This is a genomic window from Thauera sp. 27 (assembly GCF_000310125.2).
Taxonomy (GTDB): Bacteria; Pseudomonadota; Gammaproteobacteria; order Burkholderiales; family Rhodocyclaceae; genus Thauera; species Thauera mechernichensis.
The window spans coordinates 162,004-178,429 of the sequence record NZ_AMXB01000002.1 but is presented as its reverse complement, the minus strand read 5'-3'; the positions used below and the strand labels follow the sequence as shown (position 1 = coordinate 178,429).

Annotated in this window: 16 protein-coding genes; 7 read left to right on the top strand and 9 right to left on the bottom strand. The window is 65.8% G+C overall.

What is annotated here, in order from left to right:
• The first annotated feature begins 12 nt into the window (after positions 1 to 12).
• From B447_RS01760 to B447_RS01750, 3 genes are read left to right on the top strand one after another with little or no spacing between them, the layout of a single operon-like run.
• The gene (locus B447_RS01760; protein ID WP_002935907.1) at positions 13 to 1,746 is read left to right on the top strand and encodes an ATP-binding protein; all 1,734 of its coding nucleotides are present in this window, start codon (positions 13 to 15) and stop codon (positions 1,744 to 1,746) included.
• Positions 1,743 to 3,065, top strand: coding sequence for an HD domain-containing phosphohydrolase (locus B447_RS01755; protein ID WP_002935903.1), 1,323 nt, complete (start codon positions 1,743 to 1,745; stop codon positions 3,063 to 3,065). Before B447_RS01760 ends, B447_RS01755 begins: the two co-directional genes overlap by 4 nt.
• Entirely contained in the window at positions 3,062 to 3,598 is a 537-nt protein-coding gene (locus B447_RS01750; RefSeq protein WP_002935901.1) for a response regulator, read from the top strand. The genes B447_RS01755 and B447_RS01750 overlap by 4 nt, the downstream gene beginning before the upstream one ends.
• Before the next feature lie 18 nt (positions 3,599 to 3,616).
• Here B447_RS01750 and moaC read toward each other — a convergent pair whose 3' ends face one another.
• Positions 3,617 to 4,114, bottom strand: coding sequence for a cyclic pyranopterin monophosphate synthase MoaC (moaC, locus tag B447_RS01745; protein ID WP_002923592.1), 498 nt, complete (start codon positions 4,112 to 4,114; stop codon positions 3,617 to 3,619).
• A gap of 167 nt (positions 4,115 to 4,281) precedes the next feature.
• Here moaC and B447_RS01740 point away from each other — a divergent pair, with 167 nt between their 5' ends.
• On the top strand, positions 4,282 to 5,721 hold the full coding sequence (locus tag B447_RS01740) for a M48 family metalloprotease (RefSeq protein WP_002935896.1): 1,440 nt from the start codon (positions 4,282 to 4,284) through the stop codon (positions 5,719 to 5,721).
• Positions 5,722 to 5,814: 93 nt separating this feature from the next.
• Positions 5,815 to 6,045, top strand: coding sequence for a sulfurtransferase TusA family protein (locus B447_RS01735; RefSeq protein ID WP_002923597.1), 231 nt, complete (start codon positions 5,815 to 5,817; stop codon positions 6,043 to 6,045).
• Positions 6,046 to 6,142: 97 nt separating this feature from the next.
• Here the strand turns inward: B447_RS01735 and B447_RS01730 are convergent, their stop codons facing one another.
• The 4 genes from B447_RS01730 to B447_RS01715 form a co-directional block, all read right to left on the bottom strand.
• Positions 6,143 to 9,127, bottom strand: coding sequence for a valine--tRNA ligase (locus B447_RS01730; protein ID WP_002935895.1), 2,985 nt, complete (start codon positions 9,125 to 9,127; stop codon positions 6,143 to 6,145).
• 121 nt (positions 9,128 to 9,248) lie between these two features.
• Positions 9,249 to 9,833 carry a hypothetical protein gene (locus B447_RS01725; protein WP_002935894.1) on the bottom strand — a complete coding sequence of 195 codons (585 nt, stop codon included), beginning with the start codon at positions 9,831 to 9,833 and terminating at the stop codon, positions 9,249 to 9,251.
• Positions 9,830 to 10,270, bottom strand: coding sequence for a DNA polymerase III subunit chi (locus B447_RS01720; RefSeq protein WP_002935891.1), 441 nt, complete (start codon positions 10,268 to 10,270; stop codon positions 9,830 to 9,832). The genes B447_RS01725 and B447_RS01720 overlap by 4 nt, the downstream gene beginning before the upstream one ends.
• A 23-nt stretch (positions 10,271 to 10,293) precedes the next feature.
• The gene (locus B447_RS01715) at positions 10,294 to 11,799 is read right to left on the bottom strand and encodes a leucyl aminopeptidase (RefSeq protein ID WP_002935889.1); all 1,506 of its coding nucleotides are present in this window, start codon (positions 11,797 to 11,799) and stop codon (positions 10,294 to 10,296) included.
• Between the two features lie 182 nt (positions 11,800 to 11,981).
• Here B447_RS01715 and lptF point away from each other — a divergent pair, with 182 nt between their 5' ends.
• Both lptF and lptG read left to right on the top strand, forming a co-directional pair.
• The gene (gene lptF, locus B447_RS01710; protein ID WP_002923610.1) at positions 11,982 to 13,064 is read left to right on the top strand and encodes an LPS export ABC transporter permease LptF; all 1,083 of its coding nucleotides are present in this window, start codon (positions 11,982 to 11,984) and stop codon (positions 13,062 to 13,064) included.
• Complete coding sequence (gene lptG / locus B447_RS01705; protein WP_002923616.1) at positions 13,061 to 14,137, top strand: LPS export ABC transporter permease LptG; 1,077 nt, start codon at positions 13,061 to 13,063, stop codon at positions 14,135 to 14,137. Before lptF ends, lptG begins: the two co-directional genes overlap by 4 nt.
• Before the next feature lie 126 nt (positions 14,138 to 14,263).
• Here lptG and rplS read toward each other — a convergent pair whose 3' ends face one another.
• From rplS to rpsP, 4 genes are all read right to left on the bottom strand, one after another.
• On the bottom strand, positions 14,264 to 14,665 hold the full coding sequence (rplS, locus tag B447_RS01700) for a 50S ribosomal protein L19 (protein WP_002923618.1): 402 nt from the start codon (positions 14,663 to 14,665) through the stop codon (positions 14,264 to 14,266).
• Positions 14,666 to 14,763: 98 nt separating this feature from the next.
• Positions 14,764 to 15,603: a tRNA (guanosine(37)-N1)-methyltransferase TrmD gene (trmD, locus tag B447_RS01695; RefSeq protein WP_002935879.1), complete on the bottom strand. Its 840-nt coding sequence runs from the start codon at positions 15,601 to 15,603 to the stop codon at positions 14,764 to 14,766.
• A complete protein-coding gene (gene rimM / locus B447_RS01690; protein WP_002935874.1) occupies positions 15,597 to 16,115 on the bottom strand; it encodes a ribosome maturation factor RimM in 519 nt (172 codons plus the stop codon). The genes trmD and rimM overlap by 7 nt, the downstream gene beginning before the upstream one ends.
• Positions 16,116 to 16,146: 31 nt before the next feature.
• Positions 16,147 to 16,398, bottom strand: a complete 252-nt coding sequence (rpsP, locus tag B447_RS01685) for a 30S ribosomal protein S16 (RefSeq protein WP_002923624.1) — start codon at positions 16,396 to 16,398, stop codon at positions 16,147 to 16,149.
• Positions 16,399 to 16,426: the final 28 nt, after the last annotated feature.

Genomic DNA, 16,426 nt, shown 5'->3' with positions numbered 1-16,426 from the left:
AAGGAGCACGGAATGGGCAAGCGGATCGTCCTTCACTCTTGCGCACGCGAGCGCGGCTGCGGGGTTGACAGCCGACTGGCGCTCAATCTCCTCGATACGGTGGGCGCGCCGATGCTGGCCTACCGGGATGGGCCGGTGCTGTACGCCAACGAGGCCTGCCAGCAACTGCTGCAGCGCGACCAGGCGAGCTTGCTCGGGATGCCCTTCGATGCGCTCGTGCTCGACGGCGATCGGCAACGCTGGCAGGCGCTCGCCGCGGCCGTACTCGCCGGCGAGGCCGCACCGGCAAGACTCGAGCTGTGCTTGCTGTCCGGTGGTGGAGAGCAACGCACGGTCGAGATCGCGCCGAGCCGAATCGACATCGACGACGATCCGCTGCTCGTCTGTTTCATTTACGACCTCTCGGACTACAAACGGAGAGAGGCACGTGAACGGTCCCTGTTCCGTCTCTTCGCGCAGATCATCGATGGCGACCCCGTGCCCACCTTCGTGCTCAATGCCCAGCATCAGGTAACGCACTGGAACAAGGCCTGCGCGGCCATCACGGGCACCGCAGCGGCCGAGATCGTGGGCACGACGCGGCAGTGGTATCCCTTTTATCGTACCGAGCGTCCGACCCTGGCCGACCTGGTGCTGAGCGGCGATCTCGAGCGTGGTTTCGAAGAGTTGTACCGCGGCAAGCTGCGCCGCTCGGAACTCATCGACGGCGCCTACGAGGCGGAAGCCTTCTTCCCGCATTTTGGCGACTCGGGGCGCTGGCTTTACTTCACGGCGGCGCCGCTGCGCAACGCCCGGGGCCAGGTGGTGGGGGCGATCGAGACCTTGCAGGACATGACGGCACGGCGCACGGCAGAGGAGGCGCTGCGTCAACAGCAGGCCGGACTCGAGCGCCTGGTGGCGGAGCGTACCGCACAGCTCGAGTCGGCCAGCGCGCAGCTCGTGCAGTCCGAGAAGATGGCCTCGATCGGGCAGTTGGCGGCAGGTGTCGCGCATGAGATCAACAACCCCATCGGCTACGTCCATTCCAACATCGGCGCACTGGAAGGCTACATGGGCGACTTGTTCGAGATGCTCGACGCCTACGAGCAGGCGATGTCTTCCTGCCTGGCCGAGGACAAGCGCGAAGCCTTGCAGGCACTGGGGGCGAAGCTCGACGTCGAGTTCCTGAGGGAGGATATCCCCAAGCTGGTGGAGGAGTCCAAGGAGGGCATCACCCGCGTACGCAAGATCGTCCAGGATCTGAAGGACTTCTCGCATGTCGACGTGAAGCAGGAGTGGCAGTGGGCGAACATCGAGGCGGGCCTGGAGTCGACCCTCAATATCGTGAGCAACGAGATCAAGTACAAGGCTGACGTCGTCTGCGAGTTCGCCGGGCTGCCCGAGATCGAGTGCCTGCCGTCGCAGCTCAACCAGGTGTTCATGAACCTGCTGGTGAACGCAGCACATGCAATCGGCGAGGCACGCGGCCGCATCCGTGTGGCCACCCGGGTGCTGGATGCAGGGCAGGTGTGCGTCGAGGTTGCCGACAACGGTTGCGGCATTGCGCCCGAGCTGCAGATGAAGATCTTCGATCCTTTCTTTACCACCAAGCCCGTTGGCAAGGGGACCGGGCTCGGCCTGTCCTTGTCCTATGGCATCGTCAAGAATCACAACGGTCGCATCGAGCTCGAGAGCACCCCGGGGGTGGGGACGCTGTTCCGCGTCGTCCTGCCCGTGCATCATGTCGAGACGCGGAGCGAAGCATGAGCGATGCCATCCAGGCCGCATCGCCTGGCGCGGACGAGGTGCCGGCCTGGCGGGTGCTCTGTGTCGATGATGAAGCCAACATCCTGTCGGCGCTGCGCCGCCTGTTCAGGCCTTGCGGCTACGCGGTGACGGTGGCGGCCAGCGGCGAGGAAGGGCTGGCCATACTCGATCAGGCGCCGTTCGATCTCGTCATCTCGGACATGCGCATGCCCGGGATGTCCGGCGCCCAGTTCCTTGAAGAAGTGAGCACGCGCTGGCCGGACACCATGCGGCTACTGCTCACCGGCTACGCCGACATCGACTCGACCATCGATGCCGTCAACAAGGGGCGCATCTTTCATTACGTCAGCAAGCCCTGGGATGACAAGGCACTCCTGCTCATCGTCCGCCATGCGCTCGAACGCAAGCAGCTCGAGCGCGACAAGGCGAGGCTCGAGGCGCTGACTGCGCAGCAGAACGAAGAGCTCAAGGACGTCAATGCCAGCCTGGAACTGAAGGTGATGGAGCGTACGGTCGAGCTGCGCAAGGCCAATGAGCACATCAAGGCGAGCTTCATCACCTCGATCAAGGTGTTTACCAACCTCATCGAGTTGCGCGAGGGCGCGATTGCAGGCCATTCGCGCCGGGTAGCGGAGCTGGCACGCAAGCTGGCCAAGCGCGCAGGCATGGATGCCGCTGCGGTGCAGGACGTGTTTCTCGCCGGGCTGCTGCACGATATCGGCAAGATTGGCCTGCCCGATACCTTGTTGTCGCGTGCAGTCGCGGAGATGTCGGGGCCGGAGTTGCTGCGCTACCGCAAGCACCCGCAGGCCGGCGAGCACGCCCTGATGGCGCTTTCCGAACTCGCGCAGGCGGCACGCCTGGTGCGAAGCCACCACGAGCGCTTTGATGGCAAAGGCTATCCCGATGGCCTGGCGGGCGAGCAGATTCCGCTCGGTGCGCGTATCGTGGCGGTTGCGAACGACTATGACGGGCTGCAGATCGGCACCCTTGCAGCGCGCAAGCGCACCGCCAGGGAGGCGCTGGAGCTGCTCGAAGCCGGCCGTGGCCGGAGTTACGATCCGGATATCCTCGATCTGTTCCTGGAGGTCGTCGCCGAGTCGGAGCGAAACGATCTGAAGGAGGCCGGGCTGAGCGTCGCGCGCCTGATGCCCGGGATGATACTGTCACGCGACCTGGTCACTCGACAGGGCTACCTGCTCCTGGCGACCGACTTTGTCCTGACCGCAGGGATCATCCGCCAGATCCAGGAGTATGCGAGCCAGGAGGGCCTGGAGGGGCTGGTGATTCACGTGCGCGACGAGGGGAGGATGGTATGAAGCGCATCATGCTCATTGACGACGAGCCCAACGTGTTGCTGGCGCTGCAGCGTGTGCTCGAGCGCGCTTTCAGCGGGCAGGATGTCAGTGTCGAGTCGCACGCCTCGCCATTGGCCGCGCTCGGCCGTTGCCAGTACATCCGCTACGAGGTGGTCATTTCGGACTATCGGATGCCGGGCATGGATGGTGTGACGCTGCTCAAGGCCATACGCGCACTGCAGCCCGACAGCATCCGCCTGATGCTGTCGGCAACCACGGATTTCGATGCGGCGATGGCTGCGGTCAATCAGGCCGAGGTCCATCGCTACCTCGTCAAGCCGTGGAGCCGTGACGAACTGGTCGACACCGTACGCGAAGCGCTGGAGCGCTATGACCGTCTGCTCGAGGATCGACTGCTTGCCGACGAGAAGCGCGCCGAGCGCGGCAGCATCACGTCCGAGGACAAGGAGCGCAGGAGGCTGGAGGCGGAGAGCCCCGGCATCACCAAGGTGAAGTGGGGCCCGGGAGGCGAGTTGCTGCTGGACGATGACTGAGCCGTCCGGGTGACGCGCTCACGCCTTCCAGTGCCCCGACTTGCCGCCCAGCTTCTCCATGAGCTGGATGCCTTCCATGCGCATGCCGCGATCGACGGCCTTGCACATGTCGTAGATCGTCAGTAGGCCCACATTCACCGCGGTCAGTGCCTCCATCTCGACCCCGGTGCGGCCTACCGTCTCTGCCGTGACCGTGCAGCGGATGGCGGCGTCGTGCTCGATGAGTTCGAAATCGACGGCGACGCGGGTGAGCGGGATCGGGTGGCAGAGCGGGATCAGTTCGCTGGTGCGCTTCGAGGCCTGGATAGCAGCGATGCGCGCAATGCCGATGACGTCTCCTTTCTTCGCGCTGCCCGCCTTCACCATCGCGAAAGTTTCGGGCTGCATGTGGATGCAGCCCGTGGCGACGGCGACACGACGGGTTTCCGCCTTGGCGCCGACGTCGACCATGTGAGCCTGGCCGTCGGCATCGAAATGGGTGAGCGGGGTCGGGCTGGCGGAGGACGTCGTGGTCATGGCAGTCGCAGAGCAGTGGGTAAGGGTGTAGAGCGGATCTAGAGCGCCCGCCGGTGCGCGCTCGAGTGCGCACGGTGACGGAGCTGCGCGGGCACGGATGACGAGTGGCAACAGATCGATGCACTCGGACGGGAACGCGCGCAAGGTCGCGCGTATCATAGCACCCGATGATGCGCCGACCCCTTGCCCTCCTGCTCAGCCTGGCGCTGGCCCTGCCCGCGCCGCTTCCCGTGCTCGCCTTCGATCTGCCCGACCTGGGCGATGTAGCGGCTTCCGAACTCTCGCCTGCCGCTGAAAGGCGGATTGGCGAGCAGATCATTCGCGAGATCCGCTGGCGTGATGCCGCCTACCTGGACGACCCCGAGGTCGAGGAGTACGTCAACCGGCTCGGCCATCGCCTGGCTGCGGTTGGCAACAACGCGTCGCTCGATTTCGACTTCTTTGTCGTGCGCGACCCCTCGCTGAACGCCTTTGCGCTTCCTGGCGGCTATATCGGTGTGCATACGGGATTGCTGCTTGCAGCCGAAACCGAGTCGGAGTTCGCCTCGGTGCTCGGGCACGAGATCGCGCACGTCACCCAGCGCCATATCGCCCAGATCGTCGGCAAGCAGAGCCAGTCGGCGATGCTGATGATGGCGTCGCTGCTGGTCGCAGTGCTGGCTGCGCGCAGCAATTCCGATGTCAGCCAGGCGGCGATTGCGGCCGGGCAGGCGGGGGCGATCCAGTCGCAGCTCGGCTACACGCGTGCCTTCGAGCGCGAGGCCGATCGCGTTGGTCTCGATACCCTGGATCGTGCCGGGCTGGACGTGCGCGGCATGCCGAGCTTCTTCGAGCGCTTGCAGCGTTCGACACGGATGTACGAGAACAACGCGCCGGCCTACCTGCGCACCCACCCGCTCACCACCGAGCGGATTGCCGACATGGAAAACCGGGTGGCTACGATGCCATTCCGCCAGGTGCTCGATTCGGACGACTTCCGCTATGCGCGCGCCAAGCTGCGCGCCAGTGTGGGCCAGCCGGCCGATGCGGTGCGCGATCTGGAGGATCGTGTTGCCCGCGATGGGCGCGACGATGCAGCGCTTTACGGTCTTGCGCGTGCCTTGCTGCGGGCAGGGCGCACGGCAGAGGCTGCGGACAGGCTGGGCAGCTTGCGCGCGCGTGCAGCGCCGTCGCCCTGGATCGAGACCCTCGCGGCCGAGATCAGCCTTGCACGGCGAGACCCGAGCAGCGCGATCCGCACGCTCGAGACCGCTCAGCAGCGTTTTCCGGCGAGTCGCAGCCTGGCCTACGCGCTGGCCGACGCACAGATCCGTGGCGGCCAGGCTGCGCAGGCCGTTGCCGGCGTGCGCCGGATGATCGATACCCGAAGTGCCGATCCGCGCCTGTGGCAGCTGCTCTCGCGTGCGCAAGCCGAGCTTGGCCAGCGCACCGAGCAGCACAGGGCGCAGGCCGAGGTCTATGTGTTGCGCGGCAGCCTGCCTGCGGCCATCGAGCAGCTCGAGATTGCGCGCCGTGCGGGCGATGGCGATTTCTACACGCTGTCGGCAGTGGATGCGCGCATGCGCGAGCTGCAGCAGCGCCTGCTGGAGGAGCGGCGCGAGCGCTGATACCAAGGTGTGCGGCGGTGTCCGCCTTCCTGCGCCTGCCTTGATCCATTAGAATATTGGATTCAAGCAATTAGCCATGACAGAGGACGAGGGATGGATTTCGACAAGGAAGTGGATGCCCGTGGACTGAACTGCCCGTTGCCGATCCTGCGCGCCAAGAAGATGTTGGCCGAGATGCAGTCCGGGCAGGTGGTGCGCGTGCTTGCCACCGATCCGGGCGCGGTGAAGGACTTCCAGGCTTTTGCACGGCAGACGGGCAATGAGCTGGTTGGCCAGGGCGAGACGGCGGACAAGGCCTTCGAGTTCTTCCTCAAGCGCAAGTAAGTCTTCCCGGTACGGCGCTGGAAACTGAAGGGGCTGCCCGTGTTGCCGGGCAGCCCCTTCTTGCCGTTCAGGCCGGCCTTGCCCGGCCCTGTTCGGCTCAGCCGCCGAGCTTGGCGAGCTGCGGCTTGAGCTTGTCCACCGTGACCTTGAAGCCAGCGAGGCGGTCGCGTTCCTGCTGTACCACCGCGGCCGGGGCGCGATCGACGAAGCTGGCGTTGCCGAGCTTGCCTTCGGCCTTCGCGATCTCGCCCTCGAGGCGGGCGATCTCCTTGCCCAGGCGTTCGCGCTCGGCAGCGATGTCGATCTCCACCTTGAGCATCAAGCGGGTCGCGCCGGCCACTGCGACCGGGGCGAGTTCGTCGGCGCCGATCTCGTCGACGATCTGTACGTCCGAGAGCTTTGCCAGGCCGGCGAGATAGGGGGCATACACGGCCAGCGCCGCCTTGTCGCCGGCGGCGACCAGCGGCAGGCGCTGGGCGGGCGAGATGTTCATCTCACCGCGCAGGTTGCGGCATGCATAGACCATCGCCTTCAACTCGGCGACCTTGGCCTCGCAGGCCTCGTCGATCCGACTCATGTCGGCCTGCGGGTAGCGTACGCGCATGATGCTGTCGCCATCCCTGCGCCCGGCGAGCGGGGCGACCGTCTGCCACAGCTCCTCGGTGATGAAGGGAATCAGCGGGTGGGCCAGGCGTAGCACCGTCTCGAGCACGCGCAGCAAGGTACGCCGGGTGGCGCGCTGCTGGGCCGGGGTGCCGGTCTGGATCTGCACCTTGGCGAGTTCCAGGTACCAGTCGCAGTACTCGTCCCACACGAACTCATAGACCGCACGCGCGACGAGGTCGAAGCGGTAGGCCTCGAACTGGGTTGCGACTTCGGCCTCGGTGCGCTGCAGGCGCGACACGACCCAGCGGTCGGCGAAGGAGAAGTCGAGCACCTCGGTGGAGCAGGCGACGTTGTCGCCGATGCCGCAGTCCTGGCCCTCGCAGTTCATCAGCACGAAGCGGGTGGCGTTCCACAGCTTGTTGCAGAAGTTGCGGTAGCCCTCGCAGCGCGCGAGGTCGAACTTGATGTCGCGGCCCGGGCTGGCCAGGCTGGCGAAGGTGAAGCGCAGCGCGTCGGTGCCGAAGGCGGGGATGCCCTCGGGGAATTCCTTGCGTGTCTTCTTCTCGATGCTCTGCGCCTGCTTGGGGTTCATCAGGCCGTAGGTGCGCTTGCCGACCAGTTCGTCGAGGGCAATGCCGTCGATGAGGTCGATCGGGTCGAGCACGTTGCCCTTGGACTTGCTCATCTTCTGGCCTTCCGCGTCGCGGATGAGGCCGTGCACGTAGACGTGCCTGAACGGGATCTTGCCGGTGATGTGCTTGGTCATCATGACCATGCGCGCCACCCAGAAGAAGATGATGTCGAAGCCGGTGACGAGCACGGTCGAGGGCAGGTAGAGGTCGAGCGCGTCGTTGCTCTTGCCCGGCCACTCCGGGGTCCAGTCCAGCGTTGAGAACGGCCACAGTGCGGACGAGTACCAGGTGTCGAGCACGTCGTCTTCCTGGCGCAGGTGGCCGGCGTCGTGGCGGGCATGCAGCACGGCCAGGCGTTCGGCGATGGCCGGGTAGTCGGCGGCGGTCTGGCCCTGGCTCTGGCGCGCCTGAACCTCGGCGGTGAGGGCGTCGATCTCGGCCTGCAGGTCGGCCTTCCAGGCGTGGATGGCCTCTTCTTCGCAGCTGGCGACGTAGATCTTGCCTTCCTCGTCGTACCACGCCGGGATGCGGTGACCCCACCACAGCTGGCGCGAGATGCACCAGTCCTGGATGTTGTTGAGCCACTGGTTGTAGGTGTTGACCCAGTTCTCGGGGTAGAACTTGATCTCGCCGGAGGCGACGACCTCGAGCGCCTTCTGCGTGATCGACTTGCCATCCGCGCCCGGCTTGGACATGGCCACGAACCACTGGTCGGTGAGCATGGGTTCGATGACGACGCTGGTGCGGTCGCCGCGCGGCACCTGCATCTTGTGCGCCTTGACCTCGATCAGCAGGCCGAGCTGTTCCAGTTCTGTGACCACCGCATCGCGCGCCGGCACGCGATCCAGGCCGGCGACCGTGGCCGGCATGGCCACGCCGTCCAGAGTGATGCCGTCGCTGGTGTAGCGTTCGGCGACTGCGGGCACGCTGCCGTCGAGCTTGAGCACGACGATCATGTCGAGCTTGTGGCGCTGGCCGACCGCGTAGTCGTTGAAGTCGTGCGCCGGGGTGACCTTGACGCAGCCGGTGCCGAACTCGCGGTCGACGTAGTCGTCCGCGATGATCGGGATGTGGCGGCCGGTGAGCGGCAGCGCGACCGTCTTGCCGATGAGGTGGGCATAGCGCTCATCCTCGGGATGCACCATCACCGCGACGTCGCCGAGCAGGGTCTCGGGGCGGGTGGTGGCGACGGTCAGGCCGCGCAACTCACCGATCGGGCCATCGGTGAAGGGGTAGAGGATGTGATAGAGCTTGCCGTCCTCTTCCTCGGACACCACTTCGAGGTCGGACACCGCAGTGCCGAGCTTGGGGTCCCAGTTCACCAGGCGCTTGCCGCGGTAGATCAGGCCCTCGTTGTAGAGGCGCACGAAGGTCTCGGTGACCGTCTTCGACAGGCCTTCGTCCATGGTGAAGCGTTCGCGCTTCCAGTCCGGGCTGGTGCCGAGGCGGCGCATCTGGCGGGTGATGGTGCCGCCGGAGTACTCCTTCCACTCCCACACCTTTTCCAGGAACTTCTCGCGGCCAAGGTCGTGGCGCGAGATGCCCTGGGCGTCGAGCTGGCGCTCGACGACGATCTGGGTGGCGATGCCGGCGTGGTCGGTGCCCGGCTGCCACAGCGTGTTGTCGCCGCGCATGCGGTGGTAGCGCGTCAGCGCGTCCATGATCGTCTGGTTGAAGCCGTGCCCCATGTGCAGCGTGCCGGTGACGTTGGGCGGCGGCAGCAGGATGCAGAAGGCGTTGGGGTTCGACTTGTCGAGTCCGGCGTCGAAATAGCCGCGGGATTCCCATTCCGGGTACCAGCGACGTTCGATGTCGGCGGGCTCGAAGCTCTTGGCCAGTTCCATGGTGTTCTACGCGCTTGAAGGCAAAGCGCGGATTATAGCGGATGCGCAGCTGCCGCCCGGCCTGTTGGCGTGACGCGGCCGGGGCGCGTGCCTGCGCCGCTATCGTTGCGTCGGCAGCGCCTCAGGTGCGTGAGGGCGGTTTGACGGCCTGGGGCGCGCCGGCGTCGTCGAGCAGGCGGCCGACGCGGGCGGATAGCTCGGGCAGAAGCGTGGCGCGCAGGTGCGCCTGCATCTCGGCCTGCAGGCGGCTGGCCAGGCCATCGAGCTCGCGGGAGAGGATCTGAGGCATCTCGGTGGAAACCCAGAGGCCGATCTCGCGCGCGATCTCGGTGTCGAGTTCGACCAGCTTTTCCGCCAGCCGGGATGACAGCGCCGCCTGCAGCGCTGCACTGTGGTCGGCGCCGGCACTGGTGGGCGCCTGCACCGAGGAAGCGTGGGCCTTCGGAGGGGGTGTCGGCGGGCGCTCGAAGCCGGTTGCATGGGGTGCCGACGTCGCGGGCCAGTCTGGCGGCAGCGCAAAATCCTCGACGACCTCGGTGAGGATGGGCAGGTCGTCCTCGTCCAGCTCAGGGGTTGGATACCAGTCCATGCCGCCGGCGTCGTCCTTTGCCTGGTGGCGCTTGAGCAGGGCGTCGGCCTGGTTGAGCAGATCGTCGGCACGCTCGAGCTCGTCTTCAGGGGAAAGTCCCTGCCAATCCTGGTTCACAAGGGCGCCCTCATTACCGAATCGAAAGCCTTCAACTCCAGGCCGCGCTGCCGGTAGTGGCCCCAGCGCGCGCGCGCGGGTGCCTTGTCGGCCTCCGTCTGGCCGACGATTTCGATCAGCAGGCGGAAGTGCTCGAAGCCGGGGGGGATGTCGTCGGCCAGGTTGAGCAGCATGTCGGTGTGCGGCCAGGGGGTAGCGGTACCAGCCTCCGCCAGCACGATGGGGGTTTCGCCAGCGAGTGGCGAGTCGACCGCGACATGGGGCGTGAAGGACTGAGGTTCCCGGGTCCACAGCAACTGGTCGAAGCGCTTGAGCATCGTGCCATCGGGAAAACGCACCGCTGCCTTGCGCCCGCGCTCGAGCGCCCGCCCGACCAGCTCGCCTACGAGGGCGAGGCGGTCGGGGGTGTTGTGGTAGAAGTGGATGCGCGTGCCCATGCCGGCTGTGGCCTGGCGGCTGCTCAGCGCGCTGCTGCCTGAGCGCGGCCGATCAGGAAGCTGGACAGCAGCGGTACCGGGCGGCCGGTTGCGCCCTTGGCCTCGCCCGACACCCAGGCGGTGCCGGCGATGTCCAGATGCGCCCACTTGTACGCCTTGGTGAAGCGCGCGAGGAAGCAGGCTGCGGTAATGGTGCCGGCGTAGCGGCCGCCGATGTTGCCCATGTCCGCAAAGTTGCTCTTGAGCAGCTCCTGGTACTCGTCCCACAGTGGCAGCTGCCAGGCACGATCGCCAGACTCCGTGCCGCGCTTGAGGAGTTCGGCGGCAAGGTCGTCGTCGTTGGCCAGCAGGCCGCTGGGGATCTTGCCCAGCGCGACCACGCAGGCGCCGGTGAGGGTGGCGATGTCGATCACGCACTCGGGCTTGAAGCGCTCGGCGTAGGTCAGCGCGTCGCACAGGATGAGGCGCCCTTCGGCGTCGGTGTTGAGTACCTCGATGGTCTGGCCCGACATCGAGGTGACGACGTCGCCCGGCTTGGTCGCTCCGCCGCCGGGCATGTTTTCGGTGGTGGGGATGAGGCCGACGAGATTGATCGGCAGACCCATCTGCGCAACTGCCTTGAAGGTGCCGATCACGCTGGCCGCGCCGCACATGTCGTACTTCATCTCGTCCATCTCGGCTGCGGGCTTGAGCGAGATGCCGCCGGTGTCGAAGGTGATGCCTTTGCCGACCAGTACGATCGGCTTGGCCTTCGCCTTGCCGCCCTTGTATTCCATGACGATGAACTTGGGCGGCTGGTGCGAGCCGCGGGCCACCGACAGGAAGGAGCCCATGCCGAGCTTCTCCATGTCGGCCCGTTCGAGCACCTCGACGCCGAACTTGTACTGCTTGCCGAGCGCCTGGGCCGTTTCGGCGAGGTGGGTGGGGGTGCAGATGTTGCCGGGGAGGTTGCCGAGGTCCTTGGCTAGCGCCATGCCGGTGGCGATTGCGTGCCCTTGCAGTACGGCAGTGTCCAGTTCGGCCGAAAGCTCGCTGCTGACGAGCAGGGTAAGCTTGCGCGCACCGCGCTCCTTGCGCGTCTTCTTGCCCTGGTCGGATTTGAGCGCATCGAAGCGGTAGGCGCCGTCGGCGACGATGCGGGCCGCCTGCTGCAACCGCCACGACAGGCTGCGGCCCTCGAGCTCGATGTCGGCCAGCGCCAGCACGGCATCCTTGGCTGCGCTGCTGCTGATGACCTTGGCCGCTGCGCCGAGGGCGTCGCGGTAGGCCTTGTCGCCGAAGTCCTCGGCCTTGCCGAGGCTGACCAGCAGCACGCGCTCGGCTTGGGTGCCCGCGAGGTCGGGGATGAGCAGGGTCGAGCCGGCCTTGTCGTCGAGATCGCCACGCTTGATCAGCGCCGCGATGCGGCCTTCGGTCGCACCATCCACGGCCGCCGTGAGTGCGCTCAGCTTGCCGCCAGCGAAGGCGCCCAGCACCAGGAGGCCGGTCTTGAGCTTCGCCGGGCTGCCGGTCTTTATGGTAAATTCCATCCGCTTTTTCCTTTGATGAACGCTTGCTTCGGATCGTCGCCGATTATGGCCCGTACCCGAGCAGGGCGTCAAAACCGCCTCCCCGCCACCGCCGTCGTGGCCGCCCCAGCGGCGGTTCCGTCAACGCTGGCGAGATCCAGACCACAACGCTGTCTTGCAACTCGGTTCCTGACCTTCGCCCGATGATCTTCCGGCGCGCCCTGCAACGGGAATTCGCCCAAACGGCAGCCGCGGTGTTCGTGGCGCTGTTCGCGATCCTGATCTCCACCGTCCTCATCCGCTTGCTCGGGCAGGCGGCGGGCGGCCGTGTTCCGGCCGACGCGGTCATGGCATTGATCGGCTTCGGTGCGCTCGCACAGTTGCCGACAGTGCTGACGCTGACCTTGTTCATCGCCATCCTGGTGTCGTTGTCGCGCAGCTACCGCGATTCCGAGATGGTGGTCTGGTTCGCGGCTGGCGTGCCGCTCACGGCCTGGATCCGGCCGGTGCTGATGTTCGCGCTGCCGATGGTGATCGTGATCGGGGCGGGGGCGCTGTACCTGACGCCCTGGTCGCAGCTCAAGAGCGCCGAGTATCGCCAGTTGCTGGAGAGTCGCGACGACACCCACCGGGTCGCTCCCGGCGTGTTTCGCGAGTCTTCGAGCGCTCAGCGCGTGTTCTTCGTCGAGGTGGGGGCAGGCGAGGATGGTCGCGTGCGCAATGTGTTCGTCAGCGAGCAGGCGCGCGATGGCGGGCTTGTCGTCATCGTATCGGCCGAGGGTTTCCTGCGCAGCGACGAGGAGGGGCGTCGCTATGTCGTGCTCGAGAAGGGCAGGCGCTACGACGGTCGGCCCGGCACACCCCAGTACAGGGTGATGGAGTTCGAGCGCTACGAGGTCCTGGTCGAACAACGCCAGATGGCGGGGCAGCCGTCGCGTACGCGCGCCTTGCCAACGGCAGTGCTGCTTGCCCTGGACAGCTCGAGCGCCCTGGGTGAGTTGCTGGCGCGTTTCAGCGCGCCGCTCACCGCGCTGCTGCTTGCCTTGATGGCGATTCCGCTGTCCTTCGTCAATCCGCGTGCCGGTCGTGCCAACAACATGCTGGTGGCCCTGCTCGTGTACCTTCTCTACAGCAACGCCATCTCCGTATTCCAGTCCTGGGTCGCGCAGGGTCGAATCGGCTTTACGCTCGGGCTCGTGCTGCCGCACCTGGTTGTGGCCGGTGTGCTCGGGTTGTTGTTCTACAAGCGGCTGGCAATCTCACCGTTCTGGCGGAGGCGGTCATGAGCGGCGTGCTGCTGCGCTATCTGGCGCGCGAGATCCTGTCGGCAACGGCACTTGTCCTGCTCGCCTTTGTCGGCCTGTTCGCCTTCTTCGACTTCATCAACGAGCTCGAGGATGTGGGCAAGGGGGGCTACACGCTCTACCAGGCCTTCGTCTATGTGCTGCTGAGCCTGCCCGCGCTGGTCTACGAGTTGATGCCGATCGCGGTGCTGATCGGTAGCCTGTATGCGCTCGCAACCCTGGCGCGGCACTCCGAAATCACGGTGATGCGTGCCTCGGGCATGTCCAATCTGGTGCTGATGCGTACGCTGGGCCTGATTGGCGGGGTGTTCGTTGCGTTCACCTTCCTCGTCGGCGAGTATCTCGCGCCGCCCGCTGCGACCGCGGCGCAGGAGTGGAAGCTCAACGCAACCAATGCCACCGTGTCGCAGCAGTTGCGCTCCGGGCTGTGGGTCAAGGATGGGCGCCTGGTGATCAACGTGCGCACGCTGATGCCCGATCGCAGCATGCGCAATGCCCGGGTCTACACCTTCAACGACAACTACGAGCTGGTATCGATTGCCGAGGCCAAGCGCGGCGTGTATGACGGTTCAGGCGAATGGAAGCTGCTCGAGGTGTCACGCACCCGCTTCCTGGGCGATCGTACCGAGGTCGAGGTGCTGCCCGAGATCGGCTGGCGATCGGATCTGACGCCGGAGGTGCTCGGCGTACTGATGGTGTCGCCGGAGCACATGCCCTTCGACAAGCTGTGGGCCTACATCAGCCACCTGCGTGACAACAACCAGAGTGCCGATCGTTTCGAGATCGCGCTGTGGAAGAAGGTGGTGTATCCGTTCGCGGTGCTGGTGATGATGGCACTGGCGATGCCCTTCGGCTTCATTCACGATCGCATGGGCGGCGCGAGTGCGCGCATCTTCGTCGGCGTGATGCTCGGCGTTGCCTTCCATCTGCTCAACGGCCTGTTCTCGAATCTTGGCATGATCAACGCTTGGCCGCCCCTGCTTGCGGCGCTTACGCCCAGCCTGATCTTCCTGGCTGCGGCAGGCTACATGCTGCATCGCGTCGAGCGGCGCTGAGCGAGGATTTGCGTCGCGGACCGGGCGCCGGGCTGCAGGAGATGATGGCGCGCGCGAAAACGGGATGCGCAAAAACAAAAAACGGGCCGAAGCCCGTTTTTTGTCGTCTTGCCGGATAGACGGCAATCAGCCTTGCTGCTGGGCAGCGCGCCGTGCAGCGACCGCCTTGTAGTCCAGCTTTTCCTTGATACGAGCCGACTTGCCCGAACGCTGGCGCAGGTAGTAGAGCTTGGCACGGCGGACGTCGCCGCGGCGCTTCACTTCAACGCCGGCGACCAGCGGCGAGTAGGTCTGGAACGTACGCTCGACGCCTTCGCCCGAGGAGATCTTGCGGACGATGAAGGACGAGTTCAGGCCACGGTTGCGCTTGGCGATGACGACGCCTTCATAGGCCTGCAGACGCTCGCGGTTACCTTCCTTGACCTTCACCTGGACGATCACGGTGTCGCCGGGACCGAACTCGGGAATGGTCTTGCCTTCGGAAACACGGGCGATCTCTTCTTGTTCGAGTTGCTGAAGCAGGTTCATTGGACTAACTCCATCTATGTTATCGGCCTCTGCCTTGTTGCATCGGCCTGGCAGCAGAGCAGGTCGAAACCTGATGCCTGCCGTTTGTGATCGGGCTTTCAGACGCCCTGCGCATGCAGGTCGCCTTCTGCCCCGGCTTGCTCCTGCCTGAACTCGTCAAGCAGTTTCAATTCGGTCTTGCTCAGTGGCCGCGCAGCCAGCAATTCGGGCCGGCGCAGCCAGGTGCGGCCCAGGGACTGCTTCAGCCGCCAGCGGCGGATCGCCGCATGGTTGCCCGACAGCAGCACGTCGGGCACGCGTTCGTTCTCGTACAGCTCTGGCCGCGTGTAATGCGGACAGTCCAGCAGGCCGTCGGCGAAGGAGTCCTCCTGTGCCGATCCGGCGGTATTCAGTGCGCCGGGCAACTGGCGCACGATTGCATCGAGCAGCACCATCGCCGGCAGTTCCCCACCCGACAGCACGAAGTCGCCGAGCGAGAGTTCTTCGTCGACCTCGCGATCGATCAGGCGCTGGTCAACGCCTTCGTAGCGACCGCACAGCAACACCAGGCCCGCCTCTGCCGCCAACTCCATCACTACCGCCTGGTCCAGCCGGCGCCCCTGAGGCGACAGGTAGATCACCCGGGCCTGCTTGCCCGTGGCTGCGTGCTGTGCCGCGCGCGCAGCGGCGATCGACTGTGCCAGCGGCTCGGCAAGCATCACCATGCCCGGCCCGCCACCGTAGGGACGGTCATCGACCGTGCGGTGCGGGTCGTGGGTGTAGTCGCGCGGGTTGTGGAACCCGAGTTCGTACAGCCCCTTGTCCTTCGCTCGCCGCGTGATGCCGCTTGCCGTGAGGGCAGAGAACATCTCGGGGAAGAGCGTGATCACGTCGTAGCGACGCTGGCCACCTTCTATGCCGGCAGACCGCCCCGCATCCTCCTGGCTGACGTCTACCAATCTTTCTCCCAGCTCACCCGGATATGCCGGGCGGCGAGGTCAATGTCGAGCACGTAGGCGGCGACGAAGGGAATCAGCCGTTCGACGGCATCTTCGCCCGCGCCTTCGCGCACCTGCAACACGTCGTGGGCACCGGTCGACAACAGTCCACTGACGACGCCAAGGGCCTCGCCTGCCTCGTTATCGACCGTGAGCCCGACAAGGTCGCCCCAGTAGTACTCGCCGTCTTCGGTTGCGGGCAGGGCTTCGCGTGGAGCGGCGATGTAGAAGCCGTTGATCGCCTCGGCCGCGTTACGGTCGGGGACTTCGGCCAGCGTGGCAACCAGTCCCTTGCCGTGCGTGCGGCAGGCGCTCAGCGTGTATTGCTTCCACTGCGCTGCAGGCGCATTGTCGTCACGACTCAGCCACCAGTGCGACATCTTGCGCCAGGCAGCGGGGTCGTCGCCGAAGGGATGGATCTTGATCCAGCCCTGAACGCCAAAAGGGGCGACGATGCGCCCCAGTACGATCATGCCGTATTCCGCCGTAGCAGACTGGCGCTGATCAGGCTGCGGCCTTGGCGGCCTGCTTGACCAGACGGGCGACCGTCGGCGACAGCTGGGCGCCGTTCTGCTCCCAGTAGGCCAGGCGCTCGGTGTTGACCACGAGGCCCTTTTCGGCGCCCGAGGCGATCGGGTTGTAGTAGCCAACGCGCTCGATGAAGCGACCGTCGCGGCGGTTGCGCGAATCGGCAACAACCATGTTGAAGAACGGGCGCTTTTTGGCGCCACCACGGGCAAGGCGAATGACGACCATCTGATTTTCCTGATCGGTAGATGCGAAA

Excerpts from the sequence above, each read along its gene's own strand:
- B447_RS01760 (WP_002935907.1), top strand. The coding sequence starts at position 13 with ATGGGCAAGCGGATCGTCCTTCACTCTTGCGCACGCGAGCGCGGCTGC.
- B447_RS01755 (WP_002935903.1), top strand. The coding sequence starts at position 1,743 with ATGAGCGATGCCATCCAGGCCGCATCGCCTGGCGCGGACGAGGTGCCG.
- B447_RS01750 (WP_002935901.1), top strand. The coding sequence starts at position 3,062 with ATGAAGCGCATCATGCTCATTGACGACGAGCCCAACGTGTTGCTGGCG.
- moaC (WP_002923592.1), bottom strand. The coding sequence starts at position 4,114 with ATGACCACGACGTCCTCCGCCAGCCCGACCCCGCTCACCCATTTCGAT.
- B447_RS01740 (WP_002935896.1), top strand. The coding sequence starts at position 4,282 with ATGATGCGCCGACCCCTTGCCCTCCTGCTCAGCCTGGCGCTGGCCCTG.
- B447_RS01735 (WP_002923597.1), top strand. The coding sequence starts at position 5,815 with ATGGATTTCGACAAGGAAGTGGATGCCCGTGGACTGAACTGCCCGTTG.
- B447_RS01730 (WP_002935895.1), bottom strand. The coding sequence starts at position 9,127 with ATGGAACTGGCCAAGAGCTTCGAGCCCGCCGACATCGAACGTCGCTGG.
- B447_RS01720 (WP_002935891.1), bottom strand. The coding sequence starts at position 10,270 with ATGGGCACGCGCATCCACTTCTACCACAACACCCCCGACCGCCTCGCC.
- B447_RS01715 (WP_002935889.1), bottom strand. The coding sequence starts at position 11,799 with ATGGAATTTACCATAAAGACCGGCAGCCCGGCGAAGCTCAAGACCGGC.
- lptF (WP_002923610.1), top strand. The coding sequence starts at position 11,982 with ATGATCTTCCGGCGCGCCCTGCAACGGGAATTCGCCCAAACGGCAGCC.
- lptG (WP_002923616.1), top strand. The coding sequence starts at position 13,061 with ATGAGCGGCGTGCTGCTGCGCTATCTGGCGCGCGAGATCCTGTCGGCA.
- rplS (WP_002923618.1), bottom strand. The coding sequence starts at position 14,665 with ATGAACCTGCTTCAGCAACTCGAACAAGAAGAGATCGCCCGTGTTTCC.
- rimM (WP_002935874.1), bottom strand. The coding sequence starts at position 16,115 with ATGATCGTACTGGGGCGCATCGTCGCCCCTTTTGGCGTTCAGGGCTGG.
- rpsP (WP_002923624.1), bottom strand. The coding sequence starts at position 16,398 with ATGGTCGTCATTCGCCTTGCCCGTGGTGGCGCCAAAAAGCGCCCGTTC.